The organism is Croceibacterium selenioxidans (assembly GCF_018599195.1).
Taxonomy (GTDB): domain Bacteria; phylum Pseudomonadota; class Alphaproteobacteria; order Sphingomonadales; family Sphingomonadaceae; genus Croceibacterium_A; species Croceibacterium_A selenioxidans.
Map to the genome: position 1 here is coordinate 1 of NZ_JAHFVK010000001.1, position 16,584 is coordinate 16,584.

14 protein-coding genes and 1 tRNA gene are annotated in these 16,584 nt (G+C 57.5%); 11 read left to right on the plus strand and 4 right to left on the minus strand.

The annotated features are described in order from the left end of the window. Nucleotides 1–417: 417 nt before the first annotated feature. Complete coding sequence (locus tag KK137_RS00005) at nucleotides 418–4,818, minus strand: NACHT domain-containing protein (protein WP_214533756.1); 4,401 nt, start codon at nucleotides 4,816–4,818, stop codon at nucleotides 418–420. A 371-nt stretch (nucleotides 4,819–5,189) separates the two neighbouring features. Here KK137_RS00005 and KK137_RS00010 point away from each other — a divergent pair, with 371 nt between their 5' ends. The 3 genes from KK137_RS00010 to KK137_RS00020 all read left to right on the plus strand — a co-directional run bounded on the left by KK137_RS00010 (nucleotide 5,190) and on the right by KK137_RS00020 (nucleotide 7,441). Further along, the gene (locus KK137_RS00010; protein ID WP_214533757.1) at nucleotides 5,190–5,621 is read left to right on the plus strand and encodes a RusA family crossover junction endodeoxyribonuclease; all 432 of its coding nucleotides are present in this window, start codon (nucleotides 5,190–5,192) and stop codon (nucleotides 5,619–5,621) included. Continuing rightward, nucleotides 5,618–6,298, plus strand: coding sequence for a HepT-like ribonuclease domain-containing protein (locus KK137_RS00015; protein WP_214533759.1), 681 nt, complete (start codon nucleotides 5,618–5,620; stop codon nucleotides 6,296–6,298). Before KK137_RS00010 ends, KK137_RS00015 begins: the two co-directional genes overlap by 4 nt. 291 nt (nucleotides 6,299–6,589) lie before the next feature. Then, nucleotides 6,590–7,441: a hypothetical protein gene (locus KK137_RS00020; RefSeq protein ID WP_214533761.1), complete on the plus strand. Its 852-nt coding sequence runs from the start codon at nucleotides 6,590–6,592 to the stop codon at nucleotides 7,439–7,441. A 131-nt stretch (nucleotides 7,442–7,572) separates the two neighbouring features. On the opposite strand, the gene KK137_RS00025 is transcribed toward KK137_RS00020, so the two are convergent. Then, the gene (locus KK137_RS00025; protein ID WP_214533763.1) at nucleotides 7,573–8,430 is read right to left on the minus strand and encodes a hypothetical protein; all 858 of its coding nucleotides are present in this window, start codon (nucleotides 8,428–8,430) and stop codon (nucleotides 7,573–7,575) included. Between the two features lie 90 nt (nucleotides 8,431–8,520). On the opposite strand from KK137_RS00025, the gene KK137_RS00030 reads away from it, so the two are divergent. The 6 genes from KK137_RS00030 to KK137_RS00055 all read left to right on the plus strand — a co-directional run bounded on the left by KK137_RS00030 (nucleotide 8,521) and on the right by KK137_RS00055 (nucleotide 13,357). Beyond that, nucleotides 8,521–9,081 carry a recombinase family protein gene (locus tag KK137_RS00030; RefSeq protein WP_214533765.1) on the plus strand — a complete coding sequence of 187 codons (561 nt, stop codon included), beginning with the start codon at nucleotides 8,521–8,523 and terminating at the stop codon, nucleotides 9,079–9,081. Further along, nucleotides 9,078–9,593: a hypothetical protein gene (locus KK137_RS00035; RefSeq protein ID WP_214533767.1), complete on the plus strand. Its 516-nt coding sequence runs from the start codon at nucleotides 9,078–9,080 to the stop codon at nucleotides 9,591–9,593. The genes KK137_RS00030 and KK137_RS00035 overlap by 4 nt, the downstream gene beginning before the upstream one ends. Before the next feature lie 23 nt (nucleotides 9,594–9,616). After that, nucleotides 9,617–10,195: a zinc ribbon domain-containing protein gene (locus KK137_RS00040; protein WP_214533768.1), complete on the plus strand. Its 579-nt coding sequence runs from the start codon at nucleotides 9,617–9,619 to the stop codon at nucleotides 10,193–10,195. Between the two features lie 335 nt (nucleotides 10,196–10,530). Then, on the plus strand, nucleotides 10,531–11,805 hold the full coding sequence (locus KK137_RS00045; protein ID WP_214533770.1) for a hypothetical protein: 1,275 nt from the start codon (nucleotides 10,531–10,533) through the stop codon (nucleotides 11,803–11,805). Nucleotides 11,806–12,193: 388 nt separating this feature from the next. After that, entirely contained in the window at nucleotides 12,194–13,240 is a 1,047-nt protein-coding gene (locus KK137_RS00050; protein WP_214533771.1) for a tyrosine-type recombinase/integrase, read from the plus strand. 43 nt (nucleotides 13,241–13,283) lie between these two features. Then, a tRNA-Gly gene (locus KK137_RS00055) sits at nucleotides 13,284–13,357 on the plus strand. On the opposite strand, the gene KK137_RS00060 is transcribed toward KK137_RS00055, so the two are convergent. Then, on the minus strand, nucleotides 13,323–13,502 hold the full coding sequence (locus tag KK137_RS00060; RefSeq protein ID WP_214533772.1) for a hypothetical protein: 180 nt from the start codon (nucleotides 13,500–13,502) through the stop codon (nucleotides 13,323–13,325). The genes KK137_RS00055 and KK137_RS00060 overlap by 35 nt on opposite strands. A gap of 111 nt (nucleotides 13,503–13,613) precedes the next feature. Between KK137_RS00060 and KK137_RS00065 the strand changes: the two genes are divergently transcribed. Together KK137_RS00065 and KK137_RS00070 are read left to right on the plus strand one after the other, a co-directional pair. After that, complete coding sequence (locus KK137_RS00065; RefSeq protein WP_214533773.1) at nucleotides 13,614–14,636, plus strand: hypothetical protein; 1,023 nt, start codon at nucleotides 13,614–13,616, stop codon at nucleotides 14,634–14,636. Nucleotides 14,637–14,844: 208 nt separating this feature from the next. Next, nucleotides 14,845–15,543 (plus strand): glutamine amidotransferase, encoded by a 699-nt coding sequence (locus KK137_RS00070; RefSeq protein ID WP_214533774.1) that lies wholly within the window; start codon nucleotides 14,845–14,847, stop codon nucleotides 15,541–15,543. Nucleotides 15,544–15,575: 32 nt separating this feature from the next. On the opposite strand, the gene KK137_RS00075 is transcribed toward KK137_RS00070, so the two are convergent. Next, nucleotides 15,576–16,475 (minus strand): OmpA family protein, encoded by a 900-nt coding sequence (locus KK137_RS00075; RefSeq protein ID WP_214533775.1) that lies wholly within the window; start codon nucleotides 16,473–16,475, stop codon nucleotides 15,576–15,578. Nucleotides 16,476–16,584 lie beyond the last annotated feature (109 nt).

Genomic DNA, 16,584 nt, shown 5'->3' on the forward strand with positions numbered 1-16,584 from the left:
GGCAAAAGCAAAGCAATACGAAGCAGGCGCGATGGCATGCGCATGACGGTCATCCCCCTCAATCGGAACTGCGTGTCCCGTTCTTATTGGCTTGAGTTTCTGCAACGGATCGCACGACTTGCCAAGCCGCGCGAATCGCAAGGTCTATGTTGACCAACCTGCCAAGGTCGTGGCAATCGGCGCCCGGATCGCTTGAGGTGTAGGACGGACGGAGCCTCGGGATCGGTCTTGGCAGATTTTCGCCAATCTGCGGGTGTAGCTCAATGGCAGAGCAGAAGCTTCCCAAGCTGGCCGATTTGGCAGTTTTCTGCCACCTTCTTTGTAAACCAGCCAGATTTTGTCCCTTTACCTATCAGACACTTGCGGGAGCAGTGTAAACTGCGTCGAACGACCCACAGTGCAACGGGTTGCAACGGCTTATCGACCCATCGCTGCCTTGGCTGCCTCCTCCGCACCATACGCGCCAGCATCAAGCAACTTCTCGTAGACGTCCATTGCTCTCGCCCGAAGTGGGGCGTCATTGCGTTGGAGGGCTATCGCGACCTGCACAAAATCGCGATCAATGAAGCCTCTGTGCATTCCTCCGCGTTGATCCACGATCAAGGTCGCGATGCGTTCGGTGACATACATCACTGGCTCGTCGAAGCCAGGATAGAGCAATAGAGACTGTAGACCGTCTGCAAATCGGCCAGTGAGAGAGGCAGCCAAAACCGACGCATTGTCGGCAACGGCGACTATCAGTTCTCGCGTAAAATCATCGGGAGCAAGATTGTCAGTCTGGTCAACGGCCGCGGAAATTGCATGGGCTTGATCGCCGCCAACTCGCGACACGTGCTCCATCAAAAACGCGTGTGCCTGAGCTTTTAAGGATCGTTCGTTTTCTCCCCAAGCTGATGCGGCGGTGAACAAACGTCCGGTTAGTTCTGGGGAAACATCGTCGTTTACCAACGCTGCCAACGCCTTCGCGGTCACACTGTCGGGCTCAACAATGGCGAATGCCTCGGCTAACTCCGCAGCAGCCTGCCGAAATTCATCGTCCTCAGAAGCAAACCAAGCCTCACATACTCGAACGATAAGTTGATCCGGGAACATGGCTCGGGCGCTCCAAAGTAGGCCCACCAGATCGATGCTCATGAAGATGCGAAAGTCGAGATCGCTCAGTTTAGAGAGCAGTGCCTGCACTCGCGACCTATCCGCCCAAAATAGCCACTTGCCTTTGTCTGCAAGCAGAAAGGACCATATGTGAGGGTCTTCTGGTTTGGAGGCGTGTCGCTCCAAGACGTCCAGCCATGCTTCGTAGGCTGGTTCATCACGTCCGAGCAGGCCGTGAAAGATCGCTGCCAGAAGTGTGTAGTTCTCTTGGGGAACCATGCGCATCCCACCATAAGCGCGAAATAGGAAAGGCGAAGGCATCGCTCGCTCCTTCTTATTTCGGCGCTCATTTTCGGCCTCTGAGACTAAGCGCTTCTGGACTTGATCCGCGATTGTTTCAGGATCGTTTTCCAGCCAGCTTTCAAGCATGGTCAGCGTTTCGGTTGGTAGGCCTTTCAGTTCTCCGGAAAGGCGAGAGAGCGCCCACGCGGCGTGTGTCGTCCAAGTTCGCGATGCAAATCCCTTGGCTGAAAATTCGTGGATCAATCTTAGCACCTCGCGAGGCGGATAGATGCCGTCCTTCGAAAGCTCATCCATGAGGTAGCCAGCAGCATTCTCATGCTTCCCGGCAACGAACCTTTGCGCGACGCGAACCGCTCGTTCAGGATTGTTCTTCCCGAATTCACCGAAAGCGCGAGATAGCTCCGAGACACCCCCGTTCCGCGAGATGGGACGTCGCCGAGGGTACTCGGGCGATGTGTCGTGTATCGCGTCGAGCATACCGAAAATGTCGTGATCTGCCGCCCGTTCCATGGTCGACGCTGGCATGGGTGATCCGACCCACGTTGCCATTGTTGTCCCTCGCTTGCGTGGGATGGGGCGTCCCTTCGCCGCTCTCCATTCCTTGATCTGGCGCTGACGACGCGGAGCCAAGATCGCTGGCGGCAGCCTTTCAAGCAGTTCCATGCGATGTTCATCGGACCATCGAAGGCGCATGCGTTTCAGTTCGGCGTCATCCTCCGTTCCATAGGCGGCGCCATAGAGGGACCAAGTCTCAATCGCGTCGCGAAGGTCCGCTAGTCGGTCAGTCGGAAGGTGCGCGCCAATCGCCTCGACTAGCTCCTGCGACGTCAAACCGGCCTCAATTGAAGAGAGGCCGGGTTCTACCATTACGTGGGTTTCCCCAAGATAGAACCGGCGCTCATCGGCTAGAACGTAACGAAGTGCGTGACAGGCCAGCGCAGCGCCCGCCGCGATGTAGTTTTGTGCGATCACTTCCTGCACTTGGTCAATCTCGACCGAACCCATCATGCCTATAAGTCTGGTTGACGATGCTGCGTCGGCCTTTGCCACTGCGTTCATCGCGTCGCGAAACGCCTCAATGATGCTGCCTCGTTCTCGTTCAAAATCCCAATCCCACGGTAGTGATTGGGATTTGGAGTATCGCTTGATCCCATCGCGATTGGGTTCGACATCCTTTGCTGCCTGCTCAAGAAACCAAGGCATCAGCGTTTCGGCAAACTCCAGCGGGGCCGCTTCCGCCAGTCTCTCGACGTCATAGAGTTGAGGGTTTTTGTCACGACCAACGTCAACAGTTTGGACCCAGATCGCAACAACCCGACAGGCTTCGAGAAATCTGCCATCAGTCCTTAGCATGGTCACCAGATGGGAAACCGAATGCGGATCGATGGCTGTGCGTCTGAGCAGGACGCCGATCAATTCCTCGACCCTTTCGGTTATGACGCCTGATTGCTCGACTATACGGAACACCAGTTCATCTCTCTCCGGATCGCTCCAATGCGAACGAACGAGCGAGACGACACCATCTGGGTCTATTTTTGCTTCTTCGGCAAGCGCCTGCACGGCCGGCCAGTGATATTGCGTCTTTGCCATTAGCTCTGGTAGGCATTTGGATAGAAACGGTCGCCAATTGGGCCAGTTCTGAACGACCCTCCCGAGGGCGCGGTTAGCCAATATCGGGTCCGTCCGGATTAACGTATCGACCCAAGCAGCTTCTTGCGCGGTAGGTGAGCGAACGGTCGAAATTGCATCCGTCACTAGGTGTCTAAGGTGACGACGCGTTTTTCCATCGCTGAGGAGCGCGAAGACTGCTCGAACATAAGCACCTTCGTCCGTTGTCCGCAGTCGTTGTAGAGATCGCAACACCGTCGCACGGACAAACAGGCTATCTTGGTTTTGCCAAGCATAGTCAGCGAGGTCTTTGCCTGTCCGGAAGCCCTTTGCCTGAAAGTCATCTAGCCAAGATTGGTGGCTGAACCCAATTTTCTGGCCGCTACGAACAATCAATCCGCAAGCTTCGCCCCGAGCGAGCGCTCCTTTGCTGCCTGCCTCATATACGTCTGCGGGTCGCCAGAGGGTCTCGGTTTCGAGCATTTCCGAAGCGAGGCTTTGCATCAATTTCAAGACTGATCTGCGCGTGTCGTCGGGTCCGAGGTCAGCAGTCGCCAACCAACGGTCCAGCAAATCGCCCGCTTCAACCGAGGCAGGGTCAACGCCTCGCTGGACCAACTGGACGAATAGCTTGAGCGCAAAGGGTCGACGAAGGGTCTCTTTCAACTCGTCGGAAATGCCAGCGCACTCAACTTGCAACTCACTGAGCAGGGCAACGACATCGTCAATTGAAGGGAGGGCTAGGCTGAATTCCTCTGCCTTGAGTTGTTGGAACCGCGCATCGTGAGCCGCCTCAAACGGCCGCGAAGAGACAACGACGTGAACTGGAAGTGCTTGATCCCGGATGTTCTTCACCATCCTAAGTAGCACCTTCATTCGATCCGAGGAGCGATCCATGACGTCACTGACCGCATCCAACTGGTCGATAATAACCGTCACGGGTGCGGATCGTGCGACGACGGCGATCTCTGTCGCCAGAGGCCCTGCCATGCCTAGCGCGATCCCGACGTCCTCAATCGACTGAATGGTCGCGGGTAATGTGTCAGCCTTGATCCCAAATACGACGTGGCCGCAGCTTTCAAGTTCGTCAGTCAGCGTGCCCATCAAAGCGGATTTTCCGGACCCCGCCTCCCCAATTAAGATCGACGTTCCGTAGGGCGCCTCTTGAATATGCTTTTTGAGGCGCTCCAGTTCGGGTCTGAGGATTTCGCGGCCCGCAATGTCTCTGGGCCACTCTCGCAGTTCATCTGAACCCGCCTTCGCATCACGGATCGCGGCATTGAAATCGATTGCCGCTTCCTCCCCCTCACGTTGCTGACGCTCTAAGATGGCTCGGATTGCAGCCGTGTTGGCCAACGTCGTCTCTACCGCAATGAAGTGACCGACCTCGCGCCAGTATTTTGATCTGTTGAACTGAGACCGGAGTTCGCGAATGATGATCTCAAACGCAGCCACTAGGTCTTTGGGGTCCGTCAAAAATATGCGACGTAAAACCTCGTCAGTTGTGTCGTCCTTAACGAAACGCTGCACAAACGTTTCCACAAACTGCTTCGCCAAACCGTTCGGATCGGGGAGGTCCGATGGATCACTGATGACGGTTTCAAGGACAGGGACGAACACCCCTTTAACGAAACTGATAGACCGTAGATCGGCTGCGAGTGAGGGAGCGGATTGTATGCCAGCTTCGATGGCAGCACAGCCAATCTCGGCGACTTCCTTCTTCGCTTCCTTTGATTTGAATAGTTCAAACCCCTTATCTGAGGCATAAGCCAGTGCGGCCTCTCCGACTACACTGAGAATGATTTCCACCAGCACTCTGAACAAACTCCATGGCCTTTTATGGCTAAATGGCCACGGGGGGATGCCCAGGGCAAGAGACATGCGCCTTTGGTGCAAGTTGGTTCGGCATTACACGTCGAATACCTGTGGAATGTGCCTCGCTGTCGGGTTTTCGGCGGGTGTCGACCCGACGATAAGGTCCAAGCGTGAGTTCCAACATGGCGTGTTGGTGACGCTCGCCACGCTCATGAAGCGTCAAGAGACATCTCGACGTGATGCGAAGAGGCACTGCGCAGCCAACGTAGCGAATGGCGCGGCGCTAGTGGGTGTTTGAGGTTAGAGGTTTGGCCGGCGATGTCTGCAATGGACTAGGTCGGGGGCCATGTCAGGGTCAACGCAAGACGAGCATGTCGGATCAGGAGACGCTCTTTCCGTTTGAGGTTGTGCTAGAAGGCACGCCCATTGCGTTGCAATGCAAGACAAGCGCAACACGTGAGGCTTGGAAGAAGCGGGTTAACGACGCGGCCAGCGAGCGACAACGCGCCACATATCAGTTGGGTTTTTTGGATGATCGAGCGCTCGCGGTCACAATCTACTACTTCCCAAGTGCGCCCATGGAAGGCGATGTGGACAATATCGCCAAACTGATACTGGATGGGATGATCAGCATCGCTTATCTCGATGATAAGGTCGTTGAACGAGTGACGGTTCAGAAATTTGAACCAGATGGTGGTTGGGAGTTCGTTGTGACAAGCGACATGTTGGCTCTCGCTTTGGATACGGAACCTCCGGTCGTCTATATTCGAGTTGATGACGATCTAAGTTGGAGGACGGTGTGACAAGTTCGCCGCGCCAGACAGCGTACGCTGACGCAGAACGTGAAGTTCTTGAGCGTCTAAGGTCACGATATGAGCAGCAAGGGTCCACATTTGTGGTCGCGCCCGATGCTTCCTTGTTGCCGGAGTTTCTTGGTCCTTACATTCCGGATGCCATCGTGCAGACCGGCGACAAGACCATCGCCATTGAGGTGAAGCACGGGCAATCGCCGGTAACTCAGGCCAGGTTGCGCGACCTTCGGCGTATCTTTGACGGGCACCCCGATTGGCAACTTCTAGTGGTCTATGCGCCGTCTGGGCCGCTCCAGTCCCTGACAATTCCGTCCGCCACGCCGAGTGCTATTCGTATGCGACTGGACGACGTCCATCGTTTGAACAAAGCAGGCTTTGTGGATGCGGCTCTCGTGATGGGTTGGTCACTGTTGGAGGCTTGCCTCCAGCTAGTCGGCGAGACAGACAGCGCGAAGCCCCGAACACCCGGCACGGTTGTGCAGACGCTCGCAGCAAACGGACACATCTCTCCCGGGGAAGAACAACAACTTCGGTCTTTGATCGAAGTCCGCAACCGCATTGTGCACGGCGACGTAGCGGCGCAGTCAACCGGCTCCGATGTCGAACTCGTTCTCCGAACCGTCGAGAATATTATATCCGACATCGAAAGTGGTGACACCGCAAAGTGAGCCTTCGGGCGAAACGTCCAGGCCAGTGCTGCCTGCTCGGTCCGACGATACTATAAGGAGCGTAGAGCTAACTTAGCTGGGTGTCCTTTTTCTCGCATGACCTTCCTTCTGATAGATGAGACGGAACTGTGGAGACGGCCCCCAATAAGGTCGGATCGTGCTCTCGGAAGACAATCTCACTGATGCCTTAGAAGCTAGTTGAATGAAAGCGGGCATGCCAATGTTGTGGAGGCGTGACGATCAATGTCTGCAATACTATGTGATGATATCAGCAAGTAGGAGGTAACGGATTTGCAGCCGATCCACGGATATTATCTGTATGAACTAGGGGCGCAGGTTCACCCTCTCACTCAGTTTAATTTTCAAGCCACTACATGGCAGGCGGCGCATCATCCTACTCTGGTGGCCCAAGGGGCACTTGGTGCGCTGCTGAACAATAGCGTCTATCAGCTTCGAACCAGCCGACAGGAGGGCCTCGAACTTCTAAACCTGCTCGGAAACTTCTTGTTCAACCTGCCAGACTTCAATTCACAGGGGCAGTTCGTTCCTGTCGCGACAATGTGGCCAGTCATCGACAAAGCTACGAAGTTTGAGACGGTTTTTAAAGCTGAGTTAGGTGTAACTCCAATGTTCTACGTTCCGCCACGGCACAACGTAGACATGACGGGGTATCTTCAACAGGGGCACCTCAGCTTCCCAGTTGATCTGGCGACGAAAGTTCCCGAAGCAATCCTCGATGCGCAGCAGGCGGCAAGGTGCATCGCATACGACCTTCCAACCGCGGCTGGGTTTCATCTGCATCGGGCGAACGAGAGCGTATTGCGCCGATATTTTGATCGGGTCGCAGGACCGGAGCACCGGCCTGACAGCCGAAATATGGGTGATTATATCAACAAGTTAAGTCAATTAGAGAAGGGTGATCAGAGGGTTCGAGCAGCACTCCGCGATTTGAAAGACTTGCATCGGAACCCGCTGATGCATCCGGAGGAGCATATCTCGACCACTGACGATGCTATTAGCTTGATGGGGGGTGTAAGGGCGGCGATGTCATTAATGTTGAAAGAACTCCCTGAACCTTCACCTTTGACCGCCGATGGATATGCGGCACTCTTACAGTCCACCGGCACTGACGCGCATGGTTAACTCGCGCCGAAGCGTCCGTCGGTGTTCTTTCGCGCCCAGATAGGGGGGCTTGCGGCGCGCGAAGCCAAGTGGAGATGAGTTGGGAGCGGTCCTTTGCTTCGCCGTCAACCATGAGCCGAAGTGTGATTGCGTTAGGCCGTCAGTCGCACCCTATGCCCGGACCACCTCTCGCAAAACTGCGCTGTGCGGTCCTTAACTGCTTCGGACGGATTGACGATAAAGAAGGTTCGACAGCTATACGCGTTAGCCCGGACAGCTATCGTCCCATCGCCAAGCTGAGATCGCCACCACTCGACCTCCAAATCATGCCGTCCCGGATAGCGCGTGTTGTGGTGATAGATCACGGCCTGTCGCCCGTGCGCCAACGATAGCGCCTCCGAGATCGGCAGCTGCTTTCCGAACTTCCGATCCCGCCTACGACGCGGGTGATCATCAACCAACCCGTTGTCCGGGTCGGCAAACACCAAGTCGCAACCGCGTAGCTGGTCGGTAGTTCGGCCAAACCACTGGTGGCGAAAATCGCAACGCTCTCCGGCAGGGATGGCATCTGTGGTGATCGGTTCGCGGGAGTATAGTGCGCCGGGAAGTGCTCCCGAGGCTTCCAATGCGGCAACTGTCCGTTGCTCGCGCACCGTCGCTTTCAGCGTGTCGAACAGGTCCGGATCAAGGTGCCGCCACCTTTCGGGCTGGTCGAGATAGCTGACATGCCTTCCATCCGAATTGTGGTTTTCGTCCGGAAAGAGATACCACGCCACTCCGAGCGAGAGATCGGAAGCGATGGCTCTTATTAGCGCTAGCTTCACGTAATCGCCGATGTCACCGGCATATCGGTTTTGCATTTGCCCCCCCTTTGCAAGACCTTCGCAGAGAAGGGGCGAGTGATCCAGAGCAGTGAACGCAATAGGAATAAGAAGGCGTTTGAAGACGCGACGATTGATGGATCGACTGAAAATCATAGAACTAACAGCGACAAAGAGATCGGGAGCCACATCATCCCAAGGAGCTTTGGTGCCCCAATTCGGACTTGCCTGCGATCCACACTCTCCTAGACTTAGCAAGTAAGTTGCTAGGATTATCAGATGCTTGTCGGATACGCTCGCACCTCGACGTTCGATCAAATCGCCGGTCTAGAGGCGCAGATCGAGCACCTGGTTGCAACGGGTTGCAAGGTCTTTGCCGAGCAGGTCTCATCGGTCGCTGAACGTCCTCAACTCGATGCTGCGCTGGACTTCGTGCGTGAGGGCGACACACTCGTCGTCACGCGGCTCGACCGCCTCGCTCGTTCTACCGCCGACCTGTTGCGGATCGTAAGCGTTCTGGAGGCCAAAGGGGTGTCGCTCCGGGTGATCGACTTCGGTGGAAGCGAGATGGACACCCAATCGCCCGCAGGCCGCCTGACGCTCACGATGTTCGGAGCTTTGGCCCAATTTGAGCGGGAGTTGATGCTTGTTCGTCAGCGCGAAGGCATTGAGCGGGCCAAGCGCTTGGGGCGCTATCGAGGAAGGGCACCGACCGCACGCGCCAAACTGCTCGATATCAAGCGCCTCGCGGGAGAAGGATTAAGAGCGCCTGATATTGCCAAAAAACTGGGCGTCTCCCGAGCCTCGGTCTACCGTCTGTTGGCTGAGGCCCGCCCATGAGCAAACTTTTTGCCCGGCTTACCGGCGAACTCGAAGACATTTGCAGGCCAGGCTTTGACGACGACTTTCCCGAGGATGTTCTTATCCAGATGCAGGTTGAGAAGGCTATCGCGGCAGGCCATCCCTTACCTCGCTGGGGTTGGGGCACTCCTCGACCCTATAACGGCAGCAGTGGGATCGAACGAATAATGGGGTGGCAGAAGTTGCGGATCGCAGAACAACTGCGGCTGCTCATCCCCGCTAATTGCTGCTCAATCTGCCGTACATCGGGAGCGGAGCACAGACATGCTGAGTGCTATTTCCGGCCCTTGGCGATCAAGCAAGTCTGCCGCTCATGCCATTTTCGCGTTCATAGACGCTTTTTCGATCCGCCTCGTTGGCGTGCTTTCGTTGAAGAACATTCGAGACCCGGCGACTGGGCCATCTCATTGCGAACGATTGAGTTGAACCGGGACGAGGCAATTCAGATCGCTGCGGCTCCGGATATATTCGCTTCCCTTGCGATGCGATGACGCTAACTTTTTCGGGGGTTTAAATGGGGGGTTCGATGAGGGTTTGGGAGAAAGCGTGCCCGCGATGCCGGGAAACGATAAAAAAGGCCGCCCATCTTTGTAAGCATTGCGGCCATCGGTTTTCCGAGGCGGAGATCGCGGCCGGTTCCAATGGACAACAGAACAACACGATCAAGGGTCTGACCTACTTCGCGATAGTCGTGGGGCTCGTGTTGCTCGCTCGGTTCTGCGCGTCGGATAAGGACGGGTCGAAAGTTGGCAATGCCAGTTCGGATACCAAGGCAAGCGAAAACCCATACGCGGACGGCGGTAAGCAGGTCGCGTGGATTGAGGTGTCAAAGGATGCAATCCGAACGCGCTTGAGAGACCCGGACAGTGCGCAATTCCGAGAAGTTCACTTCTATTCGGGTGGCAAAGCACCCGTCGCTTGCGGCGAGGTCAATGCCAAGAATGGCTTCGGAGGATACACAGGCTACGAACGTTTTGTCGCTGCGGGCAACGTCGACGGCCTAGCGTTTCTTGCCTCCGATCTCACCTCATCGTCCGAAATGGACAAGGTCTGGGAAACGATGTGCGTCAAGGCTCCGACCGACAGCCAGTAGACCTGCCCCCCCTTGAAGGCTCCCCCGTGGAGGCGTTGGGGTGTGGTGATCTCGGTTGCTGGGTTCCGTGCCTCGGAATTGTCTCACCCTTCTTGGATCGCTCCGAATGGTTTCATCGCTGGGTTGGTTTGATCATCAACGACGCATTCTGCATCTTCGCTCAAAATGTTGTGATCAGTTAAGATGGTCGAATTGAGTAACTTCATGGCAAATTATGAAATGGTAATCTACACGAGTAGAATACATGAAGAGATGAAACAAAATTCTTAGCTAAAATTGTTGATACCATGCGAAAATATGAATAACTCACCGCCTCAAACGAAAGGTTGGTGTGTATGACAGTAGTTGAATTTGACGTCGCCAAGCCAGCGGTGGTGAAGAAGCCTCCCACCGCGCTCACCGCCACTCAGACGATCATCCGCGAATGGATGCCGCACCTCTCCGCCAGCGAGTTCGTCGTGGTGATGGTGCTGCTGGATCGTACCCTCGGCTGGCAGAAGACCCGCGCCACGTTCAGCCTCGACCGAGTGCTCAACGGCGACAAGATATACAGCGGCATGAGCAACACGGTGTCGCGGCGTTCGCTTTTTCGCGCCCTCGCTAGGCTCGAACTCAAGGGTATGATTGCTCGCCATCATCATCCGGAGGGCAAGCAAATCAAGGTATCTTCCGTCAATCTCGGGTGGTCTTCCGCCATGCTTAACGTCCCGGAGCGCCTCAAAACCGGTGCCGCTGTGACACTTGACCAGTGTCAGGCTGGCACGGGGGCAGTGCCACAGTGGCACACGAGAGAAAGTAATCCGGGAGAAGGAAGTCTGGAGAACGAAAACTATGCTGAGCCTGCGTCTCAGCGCACCATTGATCCGAGCGAATTGATCCGGGAAGCAAGAGAAGAAGTTTCCGCCCGCCGCAAGCCTCGCCCGGCCGCCAAGATCATGAAACTGAAAGACCGGGTCGACGCCGCTCAGGCTCAGTGGCGGGCTGCCATCAGCGAGGTTCACCCGACCGGCGCTGTCCTGACGTGGAACGTCCGCGAAGTTCACATGGTCAAGAACAAGGCCAAGGGCTGGCTCCACACCGACCGCATCACCTTCCCGGACTTCATCGGATGGTGCGCCAGAAGCTGGGCCAGCGTATGCCGGACCCAGCTTTCGTGGATGACCAAATCTTCGCCACCGAAGACGCCGAACATCGGGTTCTTGGTCTCGTTCATCGACCACTTCGCTGACGCTTGGGCGGGCGGCGATCTGGACGCGTGGATGAACGAGGATCAGCGCACCGTGTACGACAAGCTAGTCGCCTCCGGCCACAGTCACGACGAGGCGCTGCACGAGATGTCGAAGCGCGAGGCCGTGTCGATCATGCGGGACGAGAACCGCAAGGTGACTACCGACGCCAACCAGAAGCTGCGTGAGGCCGACCTCAAGGTGAAGCGAGCCGAGCGGCTGGAGAACATGCCGATCCATCCCCGGTCCCCGCTGGCGCAGCGCATCCGCCAAGGCGATGCCGTGAACCCACCGCCCCGGACCCGCATCCGCACCGAGGAAGACCTCAAGGCTATCGACTGGGGCAACATGCCGGTACTTGATCCGAACTGGGAGCCGCTGTGATCGCAGCAAATACTATATACCGTAAGTCATATTCGATTTGGGATGTCATCCAACTTTTTATGTCAATCTTTTTTTCTTGAAGTTTTCGGTGGATTTTCTAGTTTTTCATGGTGTCTTTTTTACTTGGAACGCCAATGATCCGCCGTATTGCTCAAGAGCCGCAACTTCCTAATCCGCCGAGAAGGCGTAAGTTGCAGGCAACTTTCAAGAAGGTCGATCTCAAGCGGGCTGTTGATGCCGCGCTAAGCGTAGGGCTGCATATTGGCAGCGTTGAGATACGGCCAGACGGCACAATTAGCCTGACTACCCTAGAAGCTGCACGGGGACACAGGCCAAGTGACGCTTTTTCGGAGTGGGCTGACAAGCTTTGAAGCGCACGCCTCACCTTGTGCGCAAGAAGACACGAGTTGGCATCGTCTGGTATATCTACGCTTGGCGCGGTGGACCGCAGGTCTTTCGGTCAGAAGGTCCGAAGCGGCCCCGCCTCGATGCCGATATTATGCGGCGTATCGTCGCGGCGGACGAGATGGATAACAGTCCCGATCCTTCCACCCTGCTGGCCCTCATCAGAGATTGGCGTCGCAGCCCGGAATGGAAACAACTGGCGGACAGCACGAAAAAGACATGGGGATCAGCCCTCGACATGATTGAGGAGAAATGGGGCCGCATTCCTTTGGGCGTGTTCAACGACCCCCGAATGAAGTCGAAGGTCTTCGACTGGAGGGATAGCCGCAAGGATACGCCAAGAGCAGCGGACATCGGTGTCACGGTCTTGCGTGCCTTACTCAAGTTTGGCGTGCAGAGGGGGCGTCTCTCCACTAATGTGGCAGCTGATATTTCGAGCCTCTACCGGAACGGTCAGCGAGCCGAGATAATTTGGCTCCCTGACGACCTAAGGCGCTTCGCCGAGGCTGCGAACCAAGCTGTCAACGATGCCGTCCGACTTGCTTGCCTCACTGGTTTGCGATGCGCCGACTTAGCCGATCTGCGATGGAGTGAGATTGGAGAGAAGGCGATCATCCGCGTTGCTAGCAAAGTCAGCAGAGGCAAGAGACGCAGGGCGACGGTGACTGTTACACCCCAACTTAGCGAACTTCTCACAGAGCTTCGATCCCGCAAACGGAAACCTGACGTCGACACAGTGCTTGTTACGTCAGACGGGAGGAGATGGTCGTCGGATGGTCTGGGTAAGCGGGTCGGCGAAGCCGCCACCAAGGCGGGCATCGTTCACACGGATGGCCGCAGGAAACACTTGCACGATTGCCGTGGTACTTGCGCGACCCAGCTTATGCTTGATGGCGCGACCGATCAGGATATTGCTCGGGTATTGGCATGGTCGCCGGAAAGAGTGGCCTCCATTCGGATGGTCTATATTGACCAAGCGAGGACCGTTGTGGCACTTGCCGACCGCCTTGCCGCTAAGGCTGTAAACTGACCTGTAAACTGGCCGGTCTCGACAGTCCAAAAATGGCGGAAATGCGGGTGTAGCTCAATGGCAGAGCAGAAGCTTCCCAAGCTTACGACGAGGGTTCGATTCCCTTCACCCGCTCCACCGCAATATCGATCGCCTGGTTTTCCATTTGGCCTTTGCAGTAGGGGCTGGCCGCGGACTCACTGAACGTCCGCGAGCCAGGCGCCCCTTGGCTGCTGCCTGGCACGCGGCGCATCGCCAGCGTTCCGTTCGAGGTGCCGGTCATGCGCGAAACGATGCAATTCCACTCGACGCGGCAGTTCCACCCGGATTGGCGGCTGCTCCATTGGGAATAGAAGCATTTGGCGGGAAGGATAACCTGAGTTAGCGTCACCGGATGACCGACAGCCGGCTTCTTGACCGTCTGATGCAAGTCGCCGGACGGGCACAGGCCTGGGCGGAGTCCCCGCTGGCTTCCAGGATACGCAAGGGCTTCAACGCTCTCCTTTCGATCCTCATCCTGATGTTGCTCGCCCGGGCGATCGCGCAGGTCGGCTGGCACGAAGTGGTGGCGGTGGTTCCCGCTTCTGCGCTGTTCTGGATCTTGTTCGTAAGTTCCTATCTTCTGCAACCCTTCATGGAGTGGTTCATCTACCGGCACTGGTGGAAGTTCGGCTGGGGCGCGATGGGCATTTTCCTGCGCATGCGGGTGATGAACGACGCGCTGTTCAGTTACTCCGGCCACACCTACCTGCTGGTCTGGGCCGCGCGCCGGATGGGCATTCAGTTCGATCCCCAGGGACCCAAGCCAAAGATCTTCGGCCGGGGCGATGGCCCGGGCGTGGATCCGGCGAAGAACCCGTTTGCCGCCGTGAAGGACATGGCCATCACATCCGGCCTGGCCGGAAACTTCGCCACGCTGGTCCTGCTGTTGATCACGTTGACGATGGATGGCGCATCAGTGCTGAGCGCGGCCCTCGACCCCCGGACACTGCGAATCCTGACCTGGAGCTTCGTACTGATGATCCTGCTGAACATCGGGATTCTCGTGTTCAGGGGCAAAGTCATGAGCCTCCCGGTCAAGGAGAACATGTTCGCCTTCCGCTGGCACCTGTTCCGGGTGCTGGCGGTCCAGGCACTGCTGGTCGGAAGCTGGGCCGTGGCCTTGCCCGGAATCACCTTCCAGAACTGGTTCCTGCTCGGCGCGCTGCGCATGGTGATCATGCGCATGCCCATCCCCAACAAGGAAATCCTGTTTGCCGCTCTCGCGGTCAGCCTGACGGAGGACGCCTCGGTCGAAGTTGCCGCGTTGATGGCTGCGCAGGGCGCGCTCCAGCTGGTGTTCCACGCGCTATCGTGGGGCGCTGCGGCGGCTCTCGAGGCTTCCGCCGGCCAAGAGGATGCCCCCAACCGATCCTGACCGGCGCTGTGGCTCAGCCTTGATCCAGTGATAGCAAGTCTATGCTCCCCGCGCGTTGACTCACATTCTCAATTGAATAAGTTGAGAATGTGAGGTGCCTGATTTCCACCTCGCCTTGCTCCCGGCAACCTGAGCCACGGGAAAGCGGCTGCCGCCCTGCTGACGGTCGCTCCGAAGGGTTGCGGGGTCGTTTTTGGAGCAGACGAAGTTGAAGACCGGGTTGATCATTCGCCATGTGCCCTTTGAAGGGATTGCCGGTTACCGGGAACCGATCGAGGCTGCGGGTTATCATCTCGAACGGATCGACGTCGCCGATCCCGCATTCTCCACCTTGGACCTGCGCCAGCCCGATCTGCTGATCATGATGGGCGGGCCGATGGGGGTCTATGAGCAAGAGCGCTATCCCTGGATCCGCTGCCAGCTGCGGCGTCTTGCGCTGCGGCTGGAACTCGACCGGCCGACGCTGGGGGTGTGCTTCGGGGCGCAGATGATCGCCGCGGCGCTAGGCGCCCAGGTCTATCGCGGACCGGTGAGCGAAGTTGGCTTTCATCAGTTGCAGATCGCCGAGATCCCCGCGGCCGGACCGCTACGTCATCTCGACGGAGTTCCGCTGCTGCACTGGCACAGCGATTCCTTCGAACTGCCCGAGGGCGCCGAACTGCTCGCCTCAAGCAAACTCTATCGCCACCAGGCTTTCCGCAGGGGGGTCAATACCCTGGGCCTGCAGTTCCACGCCGAGATGGGGGTCGACGAGCGATTCCATGCCTGGACCGCGAGTTGGCCGGAAGACATCGCTGCGAGCGGTACCACCGTCGAACGGTTGCGTGACGATCACGACCGGCATGGACCGCGCGCGGTCAAGGCCGGGCAGTCCATGATTGCCGAGTGGCTGACGACCTTGCACTGATACGGGGTGGGCCGAAGCCCACCCCGCGTGTCTTACAGACCTTCGACAGCCTTGCTGACGAGGATGTTGACCGCGACGCGGCGGTTCTGGGCCTTGCCCGCGGGAGTCTCATTGTCCGCAAGCGGGTCTGACTCGGCCATCCCGGTCGGAGTCAGCATGCGATAGGGTGCCCAGCCGCACTTCTGCTGCAGATAGTTCACCACGCGGCCAGCCCGCCGCTCGCTGAGCTCCTGGTTGTAGTCCTCGCTACCAACCGCATCGGTGTAGCCGACGACGAGCAACAGCGCGTTGTCCATGGAGTTGGCCTGGGCGGCGGCGGCGCAAAGTTCGCTTTCGGCGGACTGCGAAAGCGCCCACTTGCCGGTGTCGAAGTACACGTTGGTCGTGCCCTTGATATTGTATTGGTCAATATCGCCCACGCGCCCGCGCAGGGCCTCCGCCGCCGCAGCGTTTTCGGCAATGGCGGTGTCATGTTCGCCAAAGCGCTGAGCGGTGCCGGTGCGGATCATCGAGGCCGTCGCGAGGTTGCTGTTCTTGAATCGCACCTGGCTCGCCACCAGGCCACCGTCCCACTGCACGGTCTGCACCGTAACCGGCAGGCCGTTGAGGAGCGCGTCCGCGCCAAGCTTGGTACGGCCGAGGCCCAGAAGGCCACCGCTGGACTTGATGTCCGTGGCTTCGGAAACAAGGATCACGGTGTTAGCGCCATCGGCGCCAGTGACCTGCATCTGCTCGCCAGTGCGCGCGGAAATGTACCCCTCGATCTCAGGCCCTTCGGTGAGCCCGGTCAGATCGGTGGGAGCCGTGCCGACGACGGTAATTCGGTCGTCGCCGTTGGCGGGACCCTCCTGCGCGGACAAGCCAGCCCAGGCTGGCATGGCAAGCGCGGCTAATACGAAAGGAACTTTCGACCCTTTGGAAAAAACCCTCATCACTCTGCTCCTACAAACGTCAAAATCCGCCTCCTCGCGTTCGCGACGTTCCGCCCGGCAGCGTCCGTGATGGAGTGCCTGGCGGTCAGAAGCCCATTCATCTCGCTGA

Excerpts from the sequence above, each read along its gene's own strand:
- KK137_RS00040 (WP_214533768.1), top strand. The coding sequence starts at position 9,617 with ATGGGGGGTTCGATGAGGGTTTGGGAGAAAGCGTGCCCGCGATGCCGG.
- KK137_RS00060 (WP_214533772.1), bottom strand. The coding sequence starts at position 13,502 with ATGACCGGCACCTCGAACGGAACGCTGGCGATGCGCCGCGTGCCAGGC.
- KK137_RS00075 (WP_214533775.1), bottom strand. The coding sequence starts at position 16,475 with ATGAGGGTTTTTTCCAAAGGGTCGAAAGTTCCTTTCGTATTAGCCGCG.
- KK137_RS00045 (WP_214533770.1), top strand. The coding sequence starts at position 10,531 with ATGACAGTAGTTGAATTTGACGTCGCCAAGCCAGCGGTGGTGAAGAAG.
- KK137_RS00010 (WP_214533757.1), top strand. The coding sequence starts at position 5,190 with ATGTCGGATCAGGAGACGCTCTTTCCGTTTGAGGTTGTGCTAGAAGGC.
- KK137_RS00065 (WP_214533773.1), top strand. The coding sequence starts at position 13,614 with ATGACCGACAGCCGGCTTCTTGACCGTCTGATGCAAGTCGCCGGACGG.
- KK137_RS00035 (WP_214533767.1), top strand. The coding sequence starts at position 9,078 with ATGAGCAAACTTTTTGCCCGGCTTACCGGCGAACTCGAAGACATTTGC.
- KK137_RS00030 (WP_214533765.1), top strand. The coding sequence starts at position 8,521 with ATGCTTGTCGGATACGCTCGCACCTCGACGTTCGATCAAATCGCCGGT.